This is a genomic window from Enterobacter sp. YSU, from assembly GCF_016082135.1.
Lineage (GTDB): Bacteria > Pseudomonadota > Gammaproteobacteria > Enterobacterales > Enterobacteriaceae > Enterobacter > Enterobacter hormaechei_C.
Genome location: NZ_CP059487.1, coordinates 3,706,578 through 3,725,826 on the forward strand (window position 1 = coordinate 3,706,578; position 19,249 = coordinate 3,725,826).

Genomic DNA, 19,249 nt, shown 5'->3' on the forward strand with positions numbered 1-19,249 from the left:
TATTTATCCTTATTTAACAAATTCAGTTTCGTTGAATAAATAGTGTGCTTTATCTTTCCTGAAGTGTTTTATTTTTATCGAAACGTTTTGCTTGCCTTGTTTTGAGGCAGAGTCATAAAAATTTCATTATTTTGGTGCAGAATAACACTTATTAAATGGTGGTTTTTAATACAGTTAGCAAAATGTAATTAACATCGTATATTCCCTGACACATGTTGGTGCGTTGCAATGTTTTCAGCATAACTTTTCACAAAATGTTCTAACTCAGTCATTCCTTTAAAGAAATTCTGGGATTGGGATGGACGCTTTGAAATGATTGAGCTATGTTTAAAAAGTCTTTGATTACAGGGCGCGTCAACGCACCCTGCGGGCAGTGAGGTCAGGTGGTGCTTCATTTGACAATTCGCATAACTGTGCAGATTGTTATGGAGTAACGTCTGATTTGTGCGGCGGATCGAGACACGTTTAAAAATGGCTTGCCATATTAAACGTTGTGTGTGATAACACGTTTTGGGTCAAACGAGGTACAGTTCTGTTTATGTGTGGCATTTTCAGTAAAGAAGTCCTGAGTAAACACGTTGTCGTTGAATACCGCTTCTCTGCCGAACCTTATATTAGTGCCTCAAGCAGTAATGTCTCAGTTTTATCTATGTCAAAGCCCGCGGGCTAAGAAAACACTCTAAGGAATTTTGCAAATGGCAAAGATTAAAGGTCAAGTTAAGTGGTTCAACGAGTCTAAAGGTTTTGGTTTCATTACCCCTGCTGACGGCAGCAAAGACGTGTTCGTACACTTCTCTGCAATCCAGGGTAACGGCTTCAAAACTCTGGCTGAAGGCCAGAACGTTGAGTTCGAAATTCAGGATGGCCAGAAAGGCCCAGCTGCGGTTAACGTAACTGCTATCTGATCGAATCACTGCTGACTGAAGCGCTCAGCGCTTCGATCTCAGACATAAGCCTCGCCGATGCGGGGCTTTTTTTATACGCTTATTTTTCAAAATATTACGTAATCCTCCTCTGTTATTATCTTGTTGCAAACCCGCGAGATTATTAGCATTGTTTTCCCGCCTTATTATCCGCTTTTCTCGTTAAATCAGGGCGTTGATTAACAGCCCTGGGGTTAAGGTGAAAAAAAAGACAATAACCACCACCGGAAATTTTACTCCGGCACGTTTTGCACTTCTGTGTCTCGCCATCTTTTGTAGCCTTGCGTTTCTGCTGGGCCGCGTAGCGTGGCTACAAATTATCAAACCGGATAATCTGGTGAAGCAGGAGGATATGCGCTCCCTGCGCGAAGTGGCGATAGACGCCCCGCGTGGGATGATTGTTGACCGTGAAGGGCGACCCCTTGCGGTGAGCGTACCCGTCCAGGCCGTCTGGGCCGATCCCAAAACAGTGCTGGAAAAAGGGGGGATCGGTTTTGACTCGCGCTGGCAGGCCCTGGCAAATGCCTTACACCTTTCTCTGAGCACGCTCGCATCGCGAATTAACAGTAACCCGCACGGGCGATTTATTTACCTGGCCCGTCAGGTTGATCCCGCCCAGGCAAAGTGGATCGATAAGCTGCGTCTCCCCGGTATCAACCTTCGCGATGAGTCCCGCCGCTTTTATCCTGCCGGGCACGTGGCGGCGAACCTGATTGGCTTCACCAATATTGATGGTCAGGGCATTGAGGGCGTCGAGAAAAGCTTTAACACGCAGCTTACCGGGAAGGCAGGCGTGCGGCTGGTCAGGAAAGATCGCTACGGACATGTGGTGGAGAACCTTACGGAGGTGGCTCCCGTACCTGCACATAATATCCAGCTTAGTATCGATGAACGCCTGCAAACTATCACCGAAGACGCGCTGGATAATGCCGTGGCGTGGAACAAAGCCGAGTCAGGCGCGTCGGTGCTGATTAATATACGGACGGGCGAAATTCTGGCGATGGCGAGCTTCCCCGACTTCAACCCCAACAACCGGGAAGGGGCAACGCTGGATGATTTTCGCAATCGCGCGATCAGCGACACCTTTGAACCTGGCTCGACCGTTAAGCCTCTGGTGCTGATGACGGCGCTACAGCAGGGGCTGGTACAGCCTGACAGCGTGATAGACACGCATCCCTACACCATTGATGGTCATCGTATTCGTGATGTGGGCTACTACCCCGAGCTGACGATGACCGGGATTTTGCAAAAATCCAGCGACACAGGCGTATCCCGTCTTTCGCTGGCGATGCCCGTGCAACGGTTACTGGATACCTATAAAAACTTTGGTTTTGGCGAGAGTACCGGGCTTGGTTTAACGGGAGAAAGCGCAGGTTTACTGCCGCAGCGAAAATTCTGGAGTCAGTTAGATCGGGCGACCTTTGCCTTTGGGTATGGCCTGATGGTAACCCCCCTCCAGCTGGCGCATGTGTATGCCACCATCGGCAGCTACGGCATTGAACGGCCTCTGTCCATCACCCGTATTGACCCGCCGGTGATTGGCAAGCGGGTGATGCCCGAGGAAATTGTTCACGAGGTGGAACATATGATGGAGAGCGTTGCGTTACCCGGCGGTGGCGGGGTCAAAGCGGCGGTGCGTAACTATCGCGTGGCGATAAAAACCGGGACGGCCAAAAAAATCGATGAACATGGTAAGTATGTGGATAAATACGTCGCCTATACCGCAGGCGTTGCGCCTGCCAGCGATCCCCGTTTCGCGCTGGTGGTGGTGATCAACGATCCGCAAAACGGTGCCTACTATGGCGGGGCCGTTTCTGCGCCCGTGTTCAGCGAAATTATGGGTAACGTCCTGCGCCTGGAAAACGTGAAGCCAGACGGGCTGCCGGCAGATTCTGACCATCTGATCGTGATGCGTCACCCAGCCGTTTATAACCCTGGCGAATAGCGGTACACTTCGCCTTTTGGTTTACGCCTGGAGCTGTCATGTCTTTCAGTTGTCCCCTTTGCCACGCGCCGCTGACGCGCGCGGAGAAAACGTTTATCTGTCCACAGGGACATCAGTTTGACCGGGCGAAAGAGGGCTATGTAAATCTTCTGCCGGTACAACACAAGCGCTCCCGGGACCCGGGTGACAGCGCGGAGATGATGCAGGCGCGCCGGGCGTTTCTCGATGCCGGGCACTATCAACCGCTCAGGGATGCCGTTGTCGCCTTACTCCGTCAATATCTGACAGAAGGCGCATCCGCCATGCTGGATATCGGCTGCGGCGAAGGTTACTACACCGCCACGTTTGCTGACGTGGCGGCTGAGAAGGGCGCCGAAACTTACGGGCTGGACGTGTCGAAAGTGGCAATCCGTTCGGCAGCCAAACGCTACTCAGCGGTAACGTTCTGCGTGGCCTCCAGCCACCGCCTGCCGTTTGAGGAAGCGAGTATGGACGCCGTGGTGCGTATCTATGCGCCGTGCAAGGCAGAGGAGCTGGCGCGCGTCGTTAAGCCTGGCGGCTGGGTTATCACCGTCACGCCAGGGCCGCGTCATCTGCTGGAGTTAAAAGGGCTGATCTATGATGAAGTTCACCTGCATGCGCCGCACTCTGAACAGCTGGCGGGCTTTGCGTTAAAGCAGGCGCAGTCGGTAGCGTATGAAATGACGTTGCAGGGAAGTGAAGCCGTGGCGTTACTGCAAATGACGCCGTTTGCATGGCGGGCAAAACCAGAGGTGTGGGAAACGCTGGCAGCGCAGACAGAATTTCGCTGCCAGACGGATTTCAGCATCCATTGCTGGCAGCGCGAAGGTTAACCCGCGAAGTGTGCCCAAAGGATTTGGGCACCAATCCCGATCAACACGATACCGCCCAGAATTTCGGCGCGTTTGCCTAACAGCGGGCCAATGAACCGACCCACCATCATCCCCAGCGTTGACATGATCAGCGTGGCGCAGCCAATCGCCAGCGCGGTGGCGATAATATTGACCTGCAAAAACGCCAGACCGACACCCACGGCCATTGCATCCAGGCTGGTTGCGATGGCGGTTGTCACCAGAAGCCAGAAGCCGTGGCGTTGCAGCGGCGCATCATCTTCATCGCCGTTACCACGAAAGCCTTCAATCACCATGCGTCCGCCGAGGAACACCAGCAGCACGAAAGCAATCCAGTGATTCCACTCCAGCACGAACTGGCTGGCGAGCATCCCCAGACCCCAGCCGATAAGCGGCGTCAGCGTTTCGATAGCACCAAATATGAGACCGGTACGCAGGGCGTCGGAAAATTTAGGTTTATGGAGGGTGGCACCTTTACCAATAGAGGCGGCAAATGCGTCCATGGACATGCCAAAAGCCAGAAGGATCGTAGCGGAGATATTCATAAGAGCGTCCAGACCGGGGATATCCATATGACACATCACTGCCCCCAGTAAACAGCAGTTGATGTATCTATGGTCTCGCCTGATCGCTTTTGGCACAGTAAGTGTGCTGAAAACGATCCGTACGCGCCACGTTTTTCAACGAGTATGTTGACACGTACATTTCCCGCAGGCAGGAAATCGGCTACTCCCCAACGACGGGCGCAACCTTAACATATTTTGAGAATATAAAACAACAACGAAGATGGCTTTATATAGCCACTATATTGATAACGATTTTCATTTAGATTTATGCGTGAAAATATCGTTAACAAATATAAGGCAATTAACAGAGGAGATATAGCATCGGCTATATTGCTGGTTTAAGAATAATGCAATATATAGCCGATGCTATAATATTAACTCATTGAGTTTTAACGAGTAATTTGTAGATCTTTTCCAGGTCATCAATATTTTTGACCCGGATGAGCAGGCGGCGTTGTTCTAATTGCATCACCAGAACCCCGTCTTCGGATAAATTCATCTCTTTAATACGGTTATATTCTATCCAGACATTGGCGAAGAAGAATCCGTGTTTTTTAAAAATGAGTTTTGGCGAGCGGATCCAGAACAGGTAAATCGCCATTAATGCCAGCGCACATAATAACCATGTGGTTAATATTGCGCCGTGGCTGGTCACATTATTGTAAATCAGGATGACTACCAGACCGGCGAAGATAAACGCATCAATGCGTCCACGGCGTAAGAGGGGAAGGGTCAGCAGCGTCTCGCCGTGGCGGCGAGGCATAATGAACTCGTCATAGATCGCGTAAGCCAGAAGGGCAACAATAAATAAAACCAGTACGGTGTCCGTGACAGTCATTCATCCTCCAGATAAAAAGACCGGGGGCAAGCCCCCGGTCGGTAACGCATTTTATTACAGACCCAGCAGGCCGACGGCGTAGCCCGCGATACCGATGACGAAGAAGCCAACGATGATCCACAGCGGGTTCACTTTCTTACGCAGCAGCCACATACAGGCGAAGGTTAACAGCAGCGGTACCAGGCCCGGCATCAGCTGGTCCAGAATCGTCTGCACGGTGGTAACGCGCGTCTGACCATCCTGACCAGTGATCGTCGATACCACCAGCGGGATGTTCACGTGCGTCCACTTGTTAACCAGCGCCCCCATTACAAACAGGCCGAGGATTGACGCCCCCTCAGTCAGTTTTTGCAGGAAGCCGCCGCCCATATCCTTAACGATATCCACCCCTTTACGATAACCGTACGCCACGCCGTAGTAACGGGTCAGCAGACGCACCGCGTTGAACAGGATGAAGAACAGCAGAGGACCGAGCAGGCTGCCGCTCATGGCGATCCCGGCGCCCAGCGCCGCAAAGACCGGCCGCACGGTACCCCAGAAGATCGGGTCGCCCACGCCTGCCAGCGGCCCCATCAGACCAACTTTGATACCGTTGATGGCACCATCGTCGATCTCAGCCCCGTTCGCACGCTGCTCTTCCATTGCCAGCGTCACGCCCAGAACCGGCGCCGCAACATAAGGATGGGTGTTGAAGAATTCCAGGTGACGCTTAATTGCCTGACGGCGTGCTTCGTTGTTTTCCGGATACAGGCGTTTGATGGCCGGCACCATGGAGAAGCAGAAGCCGAGCGCCTGCATACGTTCGAAGTTCCATGAACCCTGAAACAGGTTAGAACGGATGAACACGCCACGAATATCACCCGGAGTGAGTTTTTTCTCAGTGGTAGTTTTTGTCATATCAACCATTTCGCTCACCTGTTAGTCCAGTTCGTTATCGAGATCGTTGTTACCAGCAGCCTGCGCAGGGGCACCCGCGACACGGTTGTATTTCGGGCTGAGCTGGATATAAAGAATCGCCATCACCGCACCAATCACACCCAGCGCAACCAGGTTGAAGTTGGTGAACGCAGCGGTAACGAAGCCGAGGTAGAAGAATGGCATCAGGTAGCCCGCGCGCATCATGTTGATGACCATCGCATAACCGACCACCACGATCATACCCCCGGCGATATTCAGACCGCTGGTAACCACTTCAGGGATCGCATTCAGCATGCCCTGAACTTCGCTGGTACCGACAGAAATCGCCACGATAACCGCAGGGATTGCGATACGCATCGCTTGCAGGAACAGGGAAGAAACGTGGATCCAGGAGAGCGCGGTGAGGTTGCCGTTTTCGGCCGCCTTATCCGCCGCGTGCTGGAAGGCAACGGTAATAGTACGGACGATAATGGTCAGCACCTGACCCGCTGCGGCCAGCGGGATGGCCAGCGCGATACCGGCACCAATACTCTGATGACCAGCGATAACCAGAACGGTTGAAATAATGGACGCCAGCGCGGCATCTGGCGCAACTGCCGCACCGATGTTCATCCAGCCGAGGGCGATCATTTCCAAAGTACCACCGATGATGATACCGGTTTTCATGTCACCGAGAACGGCGCCAATCAACGTACAGGCCACCAGAGGGCGGTGGAACTGAAATTCATCAAGTACGGACTCCATACCCGCAATACATGCGACGATGAACACCAGCACAATCTGAAGAGTAGTAATCTCCATTGCACTTCTCCTATTACATAAGCTCTATATGAAAAACCGGCCCGGGCTTATTTCCCCACTTTGCCGATCAAATCCATCATTTTCAGTTTCTGGTCCGTGGAAACCTTACGGGCTTCCAGTTCGATACCGCGTGCATTCAGTTTGTTGAAGGCCTCGATATCTTTCGCATCCACTGAAATCGCGTTGTTGACCTGCGTTTTGCCCTGACGGAATGCCATACCGCCAATGTTAACGGAGGTGATTTTCACGCCGCCTTCAACAATGCGTTCGACGTCTGTCGGGTTGGTGAAGAGAAGCATCACGCGCTCACCCGCATATTTCGGGTTGTTGTAAACGCGGATCATTTTGGCGACATCCACGACGTGCGCGGTGACGCCCGGCGGTGCAACCTGGGTAAGAAGGGTTTTACGGACAGTGTCGGCGGCCACTTCGTCACTGACCACGATGATGCGTTGTACGTTGGTCTCTTTGGTCCAGCGTGTTGCCACCTGGCCGTGGATCAGACGGTCATCAATACGCGCAAGGCCGATAACCATGTAATCGTTCGGACCCATTGGCTTCGCCGGTGCTGCCGCCCTTGGTGCAGCAGGGGCAGGGGCCGGTTTTTCAACCGGCTGCGCTTTCAGCGCCTTCACGCCTTCGCGACCGGTTTCCACCGCCAGTGCCACCAGTTCATCAAAACCTGGGTTGTCGTCACGCGCCATGAAGGTTTCCACCAACATCGGGATATTCACCCCGGCGACGACTTCATAATGCTCTTTATCGACGACAATGCGGCTGGCAGCGTTGAACGGGCTGCCGCCCCATGTATCCACGAGAAACAGCACGCCTTTACTGGTATCCAGCTTCTCAAGCTGAGCAGTGTATTTTTCAATCAGCGTCTCGGCATTTTCACCGGGAACGAAATCGATCCAGCCGACGTTTTCCTGCTCGCCCAACAGCATTTCTGCCGTTTTGAGTAACTGCTCCGCAGCCCAACCATGTGTGCCTATGACAATAGCAATGGTCACTTGCTACCTCCTTTTATTATCATGTATACGTCTGCCAGGCAGGCGTACTGAGAATCGTATTGGCGAACCGAATCGATTCAGATAAGGGTTAGAGTTCAAAAAACTAAGACTTCCGCGAATTATTTTAGATAGTGAAAAAATAATTTATGTGATGAAGATCCGTAATTTAGCTAAGCCTTACAGATTTTTCTTTAAGTTAATCCGCGTGTGTTACAGAAGTTTGCAAAGGAACGTAAATCTTTGCTAAAAACCAATTGTCTCTGATATGTTTAGCGTCCGTTTAATTATTCAGGAGTATAGGGCTACAGCCCACTATATGGACCGTCACCGACGTCAGTCATCTTCCAGGCCATTCCGCGCCTTATTCATCGGCGATCTTCGCCACGCATCGACTCTCATTCCCTTTGAAATGCCCGAAATTAGCGGGGCACCGTTTTGTCATTCCTTTAGCAGGAGCGTGTCATGGAATTCTTAATGGACCCGTCAATCTGGGTAGGCTTGCTTACGCTGGTCGTGCTGGAGATCGTTCTCGGTATTGATAACCTGGTGTTTATCGCCATCCTCGCGGATAAGCTGCCGCCGAAACAGCGTGATAAAGCCCGTCTGATCGGCCTCTCGCTGGCGCTGATCATGCGTCTGGGCTTGCTGTCTGTGATCTCGTGGATGGTTACCCTGACGAAGCCGCTGTTCACCGTCATGGATTTCACCTTCTCCGGCCGCGATTTAATCATGCTGGTGGGGGGACTGTTCCTGCTGTTCAAAGCCACAACAGAGCTGCATGAACGGCTGGAGAACCGGCAGCACGATGATGGCCACGGTAAGGGTTACGCCAGCTTCTGGGTGGTTGTTCTCCAGATTGTGGTGCTTGATGCGGTCTTCTCACTGGATGCGGTGATTACGGCGGTCGGCATGGTGAACCATCTGCCGGTGATGATGGCGGCGGTGGTGATTGCGATGGCGGTAATGCTGCTGGCGTCAAAACCGCTGACGCGTTTCGTCAACCAGCATCCGACGGTCGTTGTGCTGTGTCTGAGCTTCCTGCTGATGATTGGTCTGAGCCTGGTGGCAGAAGGGTTTGGCTTCCATATTCCGAAAGGCTACCTGTACGCCGCGATTGGCTTCTCGATTCTGATCGAGCTGTTTAACCAGATTGCGCGCCGTAACTTTATTAAGCAGCAGTCGAATCAGCCGCTGCGAGCCCGTACCGCAGATGCGATTCTGCGACTGATGGGCGGACGTCGTCAGGTCAACGTGCAGGCTGATAACGAGAACCGTAACCCGGTTCCGGTGCCGGAAGGCGCGTTTGTGGAAGAAGAACGCTACATGATCAACGGCGTGCTTTCGCTGGCTTCCCGCTCCCTGCGCGGCATTATGACGCCGCGCGGTGAGATCAGCTGGGTGGACGCCAACCTGAGCGTCGACGAAATTCGTCAGCAGCTGCTCTCCTCGCCACACAGCCTGTTCCCGGTCTGCCGGGGTGAGCTGGATGAGATTATCGGTGTGGTACGCGCGAAAGAGATGCTGGTGGCGCTGGAAGAGGGCGTTAACGTCGAGGCCGTAGCGGCCGCGTCGCCCGCCATCGTGGTACCGGAGACGCTGGATCCGATCAACCTGCTGGGCGTGTTGCGTCGTGCCCGCGGGAGCTTTGTTATCGTCACCAATGAATTTGGTGTGGTACAGGGCCTGGTGACGCCGCTGGACGTGCTGGAAGCCATTGCCGGTGAATTCCCTGATGCGGATGAAACCCCGGAAATCGTTGCCGACGGTGACGGCTGGCTGGTGAAAGGCACCACCGACCTGCACGCGCTCTCGCACACGCTGGGCGTCGAAAACGTGGTCAATGATGATGAAGACATTGCCACCGTCGCGGGGCTGGTGATTGCCGTTAACGGGCAGATCCCGCGTATTGGTGATGTGCTGGAGCTGCCGCCGCTGCAAATTACCATCGTCGAAGCCAACGACTATCGCGTTGATATGGTGCGTATTGTTAAAGAGCACTCTGCACACGACGAAGAAGAGTAACGCTATCTAGCGTAACGGCAGTAAGGGCACGATGTGTCCGTTGTGGCGGGCTGGCGGAGAGTGACTTTCCGCCAGCCATTTCGGAAACTCGCGCAGCGGCATTGGCCGCGCATACAAGTACCCCTGCAAAATATGTACGCTGTGACGGCGCAGGTAGCGTGACTGCTCCTCGGTTTCCACCCCTTCCGCAACCAGTTCAATATTCAGCCGCTGACCCAGCGCAATAATAATATCCGTTACCGTTGAGTTCACGGCGTCGGTGCCGATCGCGGTGGTGAAGGATTTATCAATTTTCAGCACATCCGGATGCAGTTTTTCTAGCCATGAAAGTGAGCTGTTGCCGGTACCAAAATCATCAATCGCAAGTTTCACCCCTTTGCGGTGCAGCTCCCGCACGATGCGGTAATCCACATCCAGCAACGCATCGCGTTCGGTTAACTCCACGATCAACTGTTGAACAGGGCTGGCGTTAAACCAGATGCGGTTGAGATCCTGGATCAGCGCAGCGCGGCGAAAATGGCTGGCGGCCACGTTAATGCCGATATGGAAATCGCGCGAGGCCGGGAAATAGCCTATCTGCCGCACCGTTTCGCTGATGACGTAGCGGGTAAGCGGAACAATCAGGTTATGTTCTTCGGCCAGAGGGATAAAGACATCGGGCGAAATCCATCCCTGACGCGGGTTGTTCCAGCGCAGGAGGATCTCGACGCCGACGCATTCCCGGGTGCGGGCATTCACCAGCGGCTGGCAGAAGAGCTCAAACTCCCTGGCCGCAATTCCCATATTGATTTCCCAGGTGAAACTGATGCGCCGCGCGGTGGCGAGCCAGGCGATATAGCCCATCAGTAAGCTGAGCATTAACGCCAGCGGCAGCTGGGTGGGCAGATTTTTTAACGCCATTTCGCTAGGCCCGGGGCCGCTCACCGTGACGCTGAAAGGGTAATGCTGTGACGATTGTTCCAGCAGGGAGGCGTTTTCATTGAAGGTCGGCGTAGTCGTCACCTGTTGCCCGTCGCGGAGGAAGTTATCTCCTACTCTCAGGACAACGTCGGTGATCTGCGGCCGCTGCGGCTCGAGAATCATTTTAGTGATGAGATCGATATTCACCACCTCCATCACCCCGTCGTTGCCGTCGCTCGCGAGGGGAGACCACTGAATCAGTACCGGGCTGCCTTTTACCAGCCACCGATCGGTCAGCAGCAACAGCCTGGATTCACTGACCGGCAGCTCCGGCACAAACTCACTGACGGGCACATTACGGCTGCCAAAGACGCTTGAGCAATACAGTATTCCGTCTTGAATGAGGGCGATGGAGCGTACGGTCTGGAGGAGCGCCGCCTGTTTTCGCAGGATCAGATTTGCTTCGGAACAGGGTATGCCAACCAGTGAAAGTAGCGTTTCCCGCTGGGCCTCTAACGAAAGAAGCACCTTATCAAGCGCACGCACGGTGTGGTGGGTAAAGTCGTGGATCCGATCCTGATTTATGTTGCGCTGTGAAATAAAGCGAATACCCAGCGTCAGGACGAGCGTAACGAGCGCAACCGTGACACAGACGATAACGCGTTTTCGGCGATAGTCTTTAATGATCGTTTGTGCAGTTTGCATGAACGGTCGCCTGTTAAGCACCGGCCGGAAAAGCCAGACGCAACAGTGACAGTGTAGTGGGGAATACGTGAAGCGACGAGACGAGAGGGGAAAATTCGCCCATCCGTTGCAGATGGGCGAAAGGAAGGCTTAGTCGCACTGCACCTTAATGGCCAGACCGCCGCGCGAGGTCTCACGGTACTTCGCGTTCATGTCCTTGCCGGTTTCGTACATAGTTTCAATAACCTTATCCAGCGACACGCGTGGCTCGCTGGTACGGCGCATCGCCATACGCGAGGCGTTGATCGCTTTGACGGAGGCGATGGCGTTACGCTCAATGCACGGCACCTGCACCTGGCCGGCAACCGGGTCACAGGTCAGACCGAGGTTGTGCTCCATGCCGATTTCCGCCGCCACGCACACCTGCTCAGGGCTGGCGCCCAGCAGTTCCGCCAGACCCGCTGCTGCCATAGAGCAGGCCACGCCCACTTCACCCTGACAGCCCACTTCAGCACCGGAGATGGACGCATTCATCTTGTACAGCGTGCCGATAGCACCTGCCGCGAGGAAATAACGGATATAGATGTCCGGCGTCACGGGCTCAATAAAGTGATCGTAATAGGCCAGCACCGCCGGAACGATACCGCACGCGCCGTTGGTCGGCGCCGTCACGACGCGACCACCCGCTGCGTTCTCTTCGTTAACCGCGAGGGCAAACATGTTCACCCAGTCGACCACGTTCATTGGGTCATTGGAGAACTTGTCGGTAGTGACCAGCATGCGGCGCAGAGCAGAGGCACGACGCGGCACGCGCAGTGGCCCAGGCAGAACACCCTCGGTGTTCATCCCGCGGTCAATACAGGCGCGCATGGTTTGCCACACGTTAGCAAAATAGTCTTCGATCTCTTTCTTGCTGTGCAGCGCCAGTTCGTTCTGCATCACCATGCCTGACAGGGACAGACCGGTCTCTTTGCAGTAGCCCAGCATCTCGGTGGCCGATTTAAACGGATAGGGCACATTGACGTCGCCCGCGCTCTCTTTACCAAAGTGTTCTTCGTCAACGATAAAGCCGCCGCCGATGGAGTAGTAAGTTTTGCTGTAGATCTCTTTTTCGCCACTCCAGGCGTGGATGGTCATGCCGTTTTCATGCAGCGGCAGGTTGTCGCTACGAAAACGCATCCCGTCATCCTGCGGGAAGTCCACTTCGTGCTGGCCGTTAGCCAGCAGCAAACGACCGCGCGTTTCCACGTCGCGGATAAATGCCGGAATGGCATCAATATCAACTGTGTCCGGCATATTGCCCGCCAGACCCATAATAATGGCGATATCGGTGTGGTGGCCTTTACCCGTTAATGACAGTGAACCGTAAACGTCTACGGCGACACGGGTAACGCTTTCCAGTAATCCTTTTTCGACCAGATCATCGACGAACTGTTTACCGGCCTTCATCGGCCCTACAGTGTGGGAAGAAGATGGACCAATCCCCACTTTGAACATGTCGAATATACTAATCACTTTCACACTCCTGACAGGGTTACTGGGGTTCCAGTAACGATGTTATAACTGCGCATAGTGTAAGAGGGAACACCAACCTCGGCTTAACTATTCACATGAATTAAACTAATGGTTAACGATGGTTTTGCTAATAGCGCGACGCCGATCGCAAACCTGCCAGAAAAGGGTGGAATGTAAAGTATAGTCAAGGCTTCAGGCCGATTTGCAGGGCCAGCTCACGAATGATGCCTGCCGTCATGCCCCAGACAAAATAATGCTGATACCACGACAGCCAGACCCGATGATCGTGTCCGCGGCGGTGAATATCCAGCGGGTGATAGCGACCCAGACGAAGGGCCTCTTCCAGCGGCATTTCGAATACCGCTGAAACTTCATCGACGCTGGCGTGATACTGAAGATCGGGCGGAATAATGCCAACGACCGGCGTGACCTGAAAACCGGTTACGCTGTCCACTGGCGGCAGCACGCCGATCACCTCGACCGCCTCCGGAGGGATCGCCACTTCCTCATGCGCTTCGCGCAGTGCGGCGGCAATCAGGGATGCATCGGTGCTGTCCACCGCGCCGCCCGGGAACGCAACCTGACCGGCGTGTTTTCGCATATGCGGTGAGCGCTGGGTAAGCAACAGACCCGGCTGCTCACGACGCACGACCGGGATCAGCACCGCCGCCTGACGTTGATTCAGCGTGGCGCGGTTAACCTGGGGCCGCAGAAGCTGAAAGCGCGACAGAAAATCATCCAGCGTCAGGTTGTCTTTCTTCACCGTGAGTTCTCCAGTTGTTTCAGGATACGATTCACTTTATCAAAGGTTTCCTGATATTCCGCCTCCGCCTGGCTGTCGGCCACAATGCCACCGCCTGCGGAACAGTACAGGTTACCGTCGCAGGCCGTCAGGGTGCGAATAGTGATGCTGGTATCCATGGTGCCGCACAGACTCACATAGCCGATGCTGCCGCACCAGGCGTTGCGGCGATGCGGTTCCAGTTCGTCGATGATCTCCATCGCCCGGACCTTCGGCGCGCCGGTAATGGAGCCGCCCGGAAACGCGGCGCGGAGCAGATCGCAGGCGGTTCGCGAGGCCGGCAGACGTGCGGTGATGGTGCTGACCAGATGATGCACCGCCGGGAATGGCTCCACGACGAACAGCTCCGGCACGCGCACGCTGCCCGGCTCGGCGACGCGGCCAATATCATTGCGCATCAGATCGACAATCATCAGGTTTTCAGCGCGATCTTTCGGCGAGGCCGCCAGCGTCTCCGCCTGCTGACGGTCGGCGTCGGCATCCGCAAGGCGCGGCAGGGTGCCCTTTATCGGGCGGGTCTGAATCATACCGTCAGCCAGGTGAATAAAACGCTCAGGCGAAAGGCTGAGGATGGCGCCGTGTTCAAGGCGTAAAAATGCGCTGAACGGGGCCTTATTGCTGGCATTGAGGCGGGTAAACGCCTGCCATTCGTCTCCCTCGTATGCCGCCTGGAAACGCTGGGCGAGGTTGACCTGATAACAGTCGCCGCTGTGAAGATACGCCTGCACGCGGGAGAATTTTTCCGCGTATTCCTCCGCGCTCATGTTCGAGCGCCAGCCGGAGGTTAGCATAAAGCGTTCCGGGGCGGCGGGCCGTTGCGCCTCAAGCCAGGCCAGACGCGCCTGCACGTCCCGGTGGCTTAGCAGAGAAACCGTCTGCTTACGGTGATCCACGATCAGCGCCCAGTCATACAGCCCCACCGCCATATCCGGCAGGGAAATATCCGCCTGCGCATGCTCGGGCAGCTTTTCGAAACGGCGACCCAGATCGTAACCAAACAGGCCCAGCGCGCCCCCCTGGAAAGGCAGATCCGGATCCGGTGTGGCAGAAAAGCCCAGAGTATGGATCTCGTTCTGGAGCCGCATCAGCGGATCGTCAGTTGGCGACAGCGCATCGGTCGTCAGCGTTTTAACCGGGTCGGCCACCAGAATGTCAAAGCGGCTGTAGGGATGATCCGCATGCCCGGAGTGCAGGAGCATCGCAAAAGGCAGGTGGCTCAGACGGGCAAACCAGAACTCGGCGGCGTCTGCACGCCAGGGCAAGGTCATAACAGTGGGGAAGCGCATGTTCATGTATGGCATACTACCGGGCAGCGTGAAATAATTAGCGCGAATAATTTAGCAGGAGTTAACGATGTTTGCAGGTTTACCTTCTCTCAGCCATGACCAACAGCAGAAAGCCGTTGAACGTATTCAGGAGCTGATGTCCCAGGGGATGAGCAGCGGACAGGCAATTTCCCAGGTCGCGGAAGAACTTCGCGCCACCCATACCGGCGAGCGGATCGTGGCGCGCTTTGAGGATGAAGATGAAGAATAACCGGCTTACACTGCCGCGATAATCTTGATCTCAACCTTATATTCCGGTTTCATCAGCGTGGCCTGTACGGTGCAGCGTACAGGCGCGTGACCCGCCACCACCCACGCATCCCAGGCTTTATTCATCGCCGCGAAATCGTCTTTATTCGCCAGAAAAATCGTCGCATCCAGAATGCGGGATTTGTCGCTGCCCTGTTTTTCCAGTACGGCTTCGATCTGCGCCAGGGTGTTGGCGGTCTGCTCGAAGGCGTCGGCGTGCAGATTGGCAGGGACGCCGGTGTAGTACAGCGTCTGGTTGTGGATCACCACATCAGACCAGCGGGCTTCGGCATCAATGCGCGTAATTGTCATAAACGTATCCTCGTTATCTTTCGTCGTCAGGCGGCAAGACTGCCATAATGTTCCGCCGTCGTCACTATTTGGGGTGGCACCGGAGAGAAGGGGCTGACATAATCCCTGTGCAAAAATACAGTGAGAGAACACCGTGGCAGACGATTTTTCCCCAGAAGGTCAGTTAGCACAGGCTATTCCCGGCTTTAAACCGCGCGAACCCCAACGTCAGATGGCGCATGCCGTCGCGCACGCCATCGACAAGGCGCAGCCGCTGGTCGTGGAGGCCGGCACCGGTACGGGGAAAACGTATGCTTACCTCGCTCCTGCGCTGCGGGCGAAAAAAAAGGTGATCATCTCTACGGGATCAAAAGCGCTCCAGGATCAGCTCTACAGCCGCGATTTACCCACGGTGGCGAAAGCGCTGAAATACAAAGGGCGTCTGGCCTTGCTGAAAGGGCGTTCTAACTACCTGTGTCTGGAGCGTCTTGAACAGCAGGCGCTGGCGGGCGGCGACCTGCCGGTACAAACCCTGAGCGATGTGATCGTCCTGCGCGCCTGGGCCAACCAGACGGAGGAGGGGGACATCAGCACCTGCGCGAGCGTGCCGGAAGACTCCCCGGCCTGGCCGCTGGTGACCAGCACCAATGACAACTGCCTCGGCAGCGACTGCCCGCTGTATAAGGACTGTTTTGTGGTGAAAGCGCGTAAAACCGCGATGGACGCCGACGTGGTGGTGGTGAACCATCACCTGTTTCTTGCGGATATGGTGGTCAAGGACAGTGGTTTCGGCGAGCTGATCCCGGAGGCGGAGGTGATGATCTTCGATGAAGCCCATCAGCTACCGGACATCGCCAGCCAGTATTTTGGTCAGTCGCTCTCCAGCCGTCAGCTTCAGGATCTGGCGAAAGATATTACCATTGCCTATCGCACCGAACTCAAAGATACCCAGCAGTTGCAGAAGTGCGCGGACCGCCTGGCGCAATGCGCACAGGATTTCCGCTTACAGCTTGGCGAGCCGGGCTATCGCGGCAACCTGCGCGAACTGCTCGCAGACAAAAATATCCAGCGCGCGCTGCTGCTGCTCGATGATGCCCTTGAACTCTGTTACGACGTGGCGAAGCTGTCCCTCGGACGTTCAGCGCTGCTGGACGCCGCTTTCGAGCGCGCCACGCTCTACCGTGGGCGGCTGAAGCGGCTGAAAGAGATCAACCAGCCGGGCTATAGCTACTGGTACGAATGTACCTCGCGCCACTTCACCCTGGCGCTCACGCCGCTGACCGTTGCTGATAAATTCAAAGAGGTGATGGCGCAAAAGCCCGGCACCTGGGTCTTTACCTCGGCCACGCTGTCGGTCAATGACGATCTGCACCACTTCACCGAGCGCCTCGGCATTGAGCAGGCGGAATCCCTGCTTCTGCCGAGCCCGTTCGACTATGAGAAACAGGCGCTGCTGTGCGTGCCGCGCAATCTGCCGCTGCCTAACCAGCCGGGCGCGGCGCGCCATCTGGCGGCCATGCTGAAGCCGATGATTGAGGCCAACAACGGGCGCTGCTTTATGCTCTGCACCTCACACGCCATGATGCGCGAACTGGCCGAGCAGTTCCGCGCCACCATGACGCTACCGGTGCTGTTGCAGGGGGAAACCAGCAAAGGCCAGCTGCTCCAGCAGTTTGTCAGCGCCGGTAATGCCCTGCTGGTGGCGACCAGCAGCTTCTGGGAAGGGGTGGACGTGCGCGGCGATACGCTCTCGCTGGTGATTATCGATAAGCTGCCGTTCACATCGCCGGACGATCCGCTCCTGAAAGCGCGCATGGAGGATTGCCGTCTGCGCGGGGGCGATCCGTTCGACGACGTCCAGCTGCCGGACGCGGTCATCACGCTTAAACAGGGGGTAGGGCGACTGATCCGCGACGTCACCGACCGCGGGGTGCTGGTGATCTGCGACAACCGCCTGGTGATGCGTCCCTACGGCGCCACCTTCCTCGCCAGCCTGCCGCCCGCGCCGCGCACGCGGGATATTAAACGCGCGGTCCGCTTCCTGGCGAACCCGACGGCGGAGTAATTCTTCCCGGAGTGTGTTAAGATGCGCGCCATTTTGTGACTGACCATTGCGAGAGCGCGACGACTGATGCGAATTCTGGCTATTGATACCACGACAGAGGCCTGTTCCGTTGCCCTGTGGAACGACGGTACGACTTTTGCTCATTTTGAAGAGTGCCCACGGGAACACACCCAACGTATTCTGCCCCTGGTAAAAACCATTTTAACCGAGGGCAACACCTCCTTAACCGACCTCGACGCGCTGGCCTACGGCCGTGGTCCGGGCAGCTTTACGGGCGTACGTATCGGGATTGGCATTGCGCAGGGGCTGGCGCTGGGCGCTGACCTGCCGATGATCGGCGTCTCAACGCTTGCGACCATGGCTCAGGGCGCCTGGCGCATGACCGGGGCCACCCGCGTGCTGGCTGCGATTGATGCCCGCATGGGGGAAGTCTACTGGGCGGAGTACACCCGTGACGAAAACGGCGTCTGGCACGGCGAAGAGACGGAAGCGGTGCTTAAACCTGAAGCCGTCACCGGGCGCCTGAAGCAGCTCTCCGGTGAGTGGGCGACGGTCGGAACCGGCTGGCCGGCATGGCCTGAGATGGCGAAGGACACCGGCCTTACGCTGGTGGACGGTAACATGCTCCTGCCTGCCGCCGAAGATATGCTGCCGATTGCCTGTCAGCTGCTTGCCGCAGGAAAAACCGTGGCGGTTGAACATGCTGAACCGGTTTATTTACGAAACACCGTCGCGTGGAAGAAACTTCCTGGCCGCGAGTGAATCTCAGTAACAGGAACTGAGAAAAAGGAGTCGCATCATGGCGGTTCAGACTAAAGTTGTACGCTTTCTTATGGCAGGCGCGGTTGCCATAGCACTGAGCGGGTGCGTCACCGTTCCTGATGCGATCAAGGGCACCAGCCCGACGCCACAGCAGGATCTGGTACGCGTGATGAATGCCCCGGAGTTGTATGTCGGGCAGGAAGCGCGGTTTGGCGGCAAGGTGGTTGAAGTGCTAAACCAGCAGGGGAAAACCCGGCTGGAGATTGCCACTGTCCCGCTGGACGACGGCGCGCGGCCTGTTCTGGGTGAAGCCTCGCGCGGGCGGATCTACGCTGACGTCAGCGGCTTCCTCGATCCGGTAGATTTCCGCGGGCAGCTGGTAACCGTCGTCGGGCCGATTACCGGTTCGGTGGCGGGGAAAATCGGCAATACGCCATACAAATTTATGACCATGCAGGTGAACGGCTACAAACGCTGGCGTATCGCCCAGCAGGTGGTGATGCCGCCACAGCCAATCGATCCGTGGATGTGGGGACCGCATCCGTATCGTTACGGCTACGGTGGCTGGGGTTGGTACAATCCAGGCCCTGCACAGGTTCAAACAATCGTAACTGAGTAACTTACTGTTATTGTTAGGAAAGAGACAGCGGCTCAGCCGCTGTCTCTGTTTTTTTACGGATAAAACGAAAAAAAAGAGTGACGCGCTTCGCAACCTGCAATCTGAACAATTAATAAACTGGTACGCTGAGTTAATATAATGT

The 19,249-nt window shown here is 55.6% G+C and carries 19 protein-coding genes, 1 pseudogene and 1 riboswitch; of the genes and pseudogenes, 10 read left to right on the forward strand and 10 right to left on the reverse strand.

Annotated elements, in window-relative coordinates; all coding sequences use genetic code 11:
* Positions 1-538 precede the first annotated feature (538 nt).
* From H2Z33_RS17865 to rlmA, 4 genes and pseudogenes are all read left to right on the forward strand, one after another.
* A pseudogene (locus H2Z33_RS17865) lies at positions 539-683 on the forward strand (DUF2627 domain-containing protein).
* Between the two features lie 12 nt (positions 684-695).
* The gene (gene cspE, locus H2Z33_RS17870) at positions 696-905 is read left to right on the forward strand and encodes a transcription antiterminator/RNA stability regulator CspE (protein WP_001062678.1); all 210 of its coding nucleotides are present in this window, start codon (positions 696-698) and stop codon (positions 903-905) included.
* A gap of 217 nt (positions 906-1,122) precedes the next feature.
* Positions 1,123-2,868, forward strand: coding sequence for a peptidoglycan glycosyltransferase FtsI (gene ftsI, locus H2Z33_RS17875; RefSeq protein ID WP_032648589.1), 1,746 nt, complete (start codon positions 1,123-1,125; stop codon positions 2,866-2,868).
* Between the two features lie 38 nt (positions 2,869-2,906).
* Positions 2,907-3,722 (forward strand): 23S rRNA (guanine(745)-N(1))-methyltransferase, encoded by an 816-nt coding sequence (gene rlmA / locus H2Z33_RS17880; RefSeq protein ID WP_032653960.1) that lies wholly within the window; start codon positions 2,907-2,909, stop codon positions 3,720-3,722.
* Here the strand turns inward: rlmA and mntP are convergent.
* From mntP to manX, 5 genes are all read right to left on the reverse strand, one after another.
* The gene (mntP, locus tag H2Z33_RS17885; protein WP_023296797.1) at positions 3,719-4,285 is read right to left on the reverse strand and encodes a manganese efflux pump MntP; all 567 of its coding nucleotides are present in this window, start codon (positions 4,283-4,285) and stop codon (positions 3,719-3,721) included. The two genes, rlmA and mntP, sit on opposite strands and share 4 nt — an antisense overlap.
* A gap of 1 nt (position 4,286) precedes the next feature.
* Positions 4,287-4,487: riboswitch (yybP-ykoY riboswitch) on the reverse strand.
* Between the two features lie 198 nt (positions 4,488-4,685).
* Positions 4,686-5,144: a DUF986 family protein gene (locus tag H2Z33_RS17890; RefSeq protein ID WP_015570303.1), complete on the reverse strand. Its 459-nt coding sequence runs from the start codon at positions 5,142-5,144 to the stop codon at positions 4,686-4,688.
* 54 nt (positions 5,145-5,198) lie between these two features.
* Positions 5,199-6,050: a PTS mannose transporter subunit IID gene (locus tag H2Z33_RS17895; protein WP_006810994.1), complete on the reverse strand. Its 852-nt coding sequence runs from the start codon at positions 6,048-6,050 to the stop codon at positions 5,199-5,201.
* 12 nt (positions 6,051-6,062) lie between these two features.
* On the reverse strand, positions 6,063-6,863 hold the full coding sequence (manY, locus tag H2Z33_RS17900) for a PTS mannose transporter subunit IIC (protein ID WP_003859914.1): 801 nt from the start codon (positions 6,861-6,863) through the stop codon (positions 6,063-6,065).
* 47 nt (positions 6,864-6,910) lie between these two features.
* Positions 6,911-7,873 carry a PTS mannose transporter subunit IIAB gene (manX, locus tag H2Z33_RS17905; RefSeq protein ID WP_017384327.1) on the reverse strand — a complete coding sequence of 321 codons (963 nt, stop codon included), beginning with the start codon at positions 7,871-7,873 and terminating at the stop codon, positions 6,911-6,913.
* 316 nt (positions 7,874-8,189) lie between these two features.
* Here manX and H2Z33_RS23605 point away from each other — a divergent pair, with 316 nt between their 5' ends.
* Positions 8,190-8,348 (forward strand): protein YoaL, encoded by a 159-nt coding sequence (locus tag H2Z33_RS23605; protein ID WP_371286258.1) that lies wholly within the window; start codon positions 8,190-8,192, stop codon positions 8,346-8,348.
* On the forward strand, positions 8,336-9,895 hold the full coding sequence (yoaE, locus tag H2Z33_RS17910) for a CNNM family cation transport protein YoaE (RefSeq protein ID WP_006810992.1): 1,560 nt from the start codon (positions 8,336-8,338) through the stop codon (positions 9,893-9,895). Before H2Z33_RS23605 ends, yoaE begins: the two co-directional genes overlap by 13 nt.
* 6 nt (positions 9,896-9,901) lie before the next feature.
* Here yoaE and H2Z33_RS17915 read toward each other — a convergent pair whose 3' ends face one another.
* The 4 genes from H2Z33_RS17915 to pabB form a co-directional block, all read right to left on the reverse strand.
* A complete protein-coding gene (locus H2Z33_RS17915; protein ID WP_063134702.1) occupies positions 9,902-11,500 on the reverse strand; it encodes an EAL domain-containing protein in 1,599 nt (532 codons plus the stop codon).
* A 129-nt stretch (positions 11,501-11,629) separates the two neighbouring features.
* Positions 11,630-12,994 (reverse strand): L-serine ammonia-lyase, encoded by a 1,365-nt coding sequence (gene sdaA / locus H2Z33_RS17920; RefSeq protein WP_045907225.1) that lies wholly within the window; start codon positions 12,992-12,994, stop codon positions 11,630-11,632.
* Between the two features lie 184 nt (positions 12,995-13,178).
* On the reverse strand, positions 13,179-13,757 hold the full coding sequence (locus H2Z33_RS17925) for a CoA pyrophosphatase (RefSeq protein WP_017384324.1): 579 nt from the start codon (positions 13,755-13,757) through the stop codon (positions 13,179-13,181).
* Positions 13,754-15,088 (reverse strand): aminodeoxychorismate synthase component 1, encoded by a 1,335-nt coding sequence (pabB, locus tag H2Z33_RS17930; protein WP_063134701.1) that lies wholly within the window; start codon positions 15,086-15,088, stop codon positions 13,754-13,756. Before pabB ends, H2Z33_RS17925 begins: the two co-directional genes overlap by 4 nt.
* A gap of 61 nt (positions 15,089-15,149) precedes the next feature.
* Between pabB and H2Z33_RS17935 the strand changes: the two genes are divergently transcribed.
* Entirely contained in the window at positions 15,150-15,332 is a 183-nt protein-coding gene (locus H2Z33_RS17935; RefSeq protein WP_003859925.1) for a YoaH family protein, read from the forward strand.
* A gap of 5 nt (positions 15,333-15,337) precedes the next feature.
* Here H2Z33_RS17935 and H2Z33_RS17940 read toward each other — a convergent pair whose 3' ends face one another.
* The gene (locus H2Z33_RS17940) at positions 15,338-15,682 is read right to left on the reverse strand and encodes a RidA family protein (protein WP_063134700.1); all 345 of its coding nucleotides are present in this window, start codon (positions 15,680-15,682) and stop codon (positions 15,338-15,340) included.
* 133 nt (positions 15,683-15,815) lie between these two features.
* Here H2Z33_RS17940 and H2Z33_RS17945 point away from each other — a divergent pair, with 133 nt between their 5' ends.
* The 3 genes from H2Z33_RS17945 to H2Z33_RS17955 all read left to right on the forward strand — a co-directional run bounded on the left by H2Z33_RS17945 (position 15,816) and on the right by H2Z33_RS17955 (position 19,107).
* On the forward strand, positions 15,816-17,726 hold the full coding sequence (locus tag H2Z33_RS17945; RefSeq protein ID WP_023296793.1) for an ATP-dependent DNA helicase: 1,911 nt from the start codon (positions 15,816-15,818) through the stop codon (positions 17,724-17,726).
* A 66-nt stretch (positions 17,727-17,792) separates the two neighbouring features.
* On the forward strand, positions 17,793-18,488 hold the full coding sequence (gene tsaB, locus H2Z33_RS17950; protein ID WP_063134699.1) for a tRNA (adenosine(37)-N6)-threonylcarbamoyltransferase complex dimerization subunit type 1 TsaB: 696 nt from the start codon (positions 17,793-17,795) through the stop codon (positions 18,486-18,488).
* A 37-nt stretch (positions 18,489-18,525) separates the two neighbouring features.
* Positions 18,526-19,107: a Slp family lipoprotein gene (locus tag H2Z33_RS17955; RefSeq protein ID WP_015570309.1), complete on the forward strand. Its 582-nt coding sequence runs from the start codon at positions 18,526-18,528 to the stop codon at positions 19,105-19,107.
* Positions 19,108-19,249: the final 142 nt, after the last annotated feature.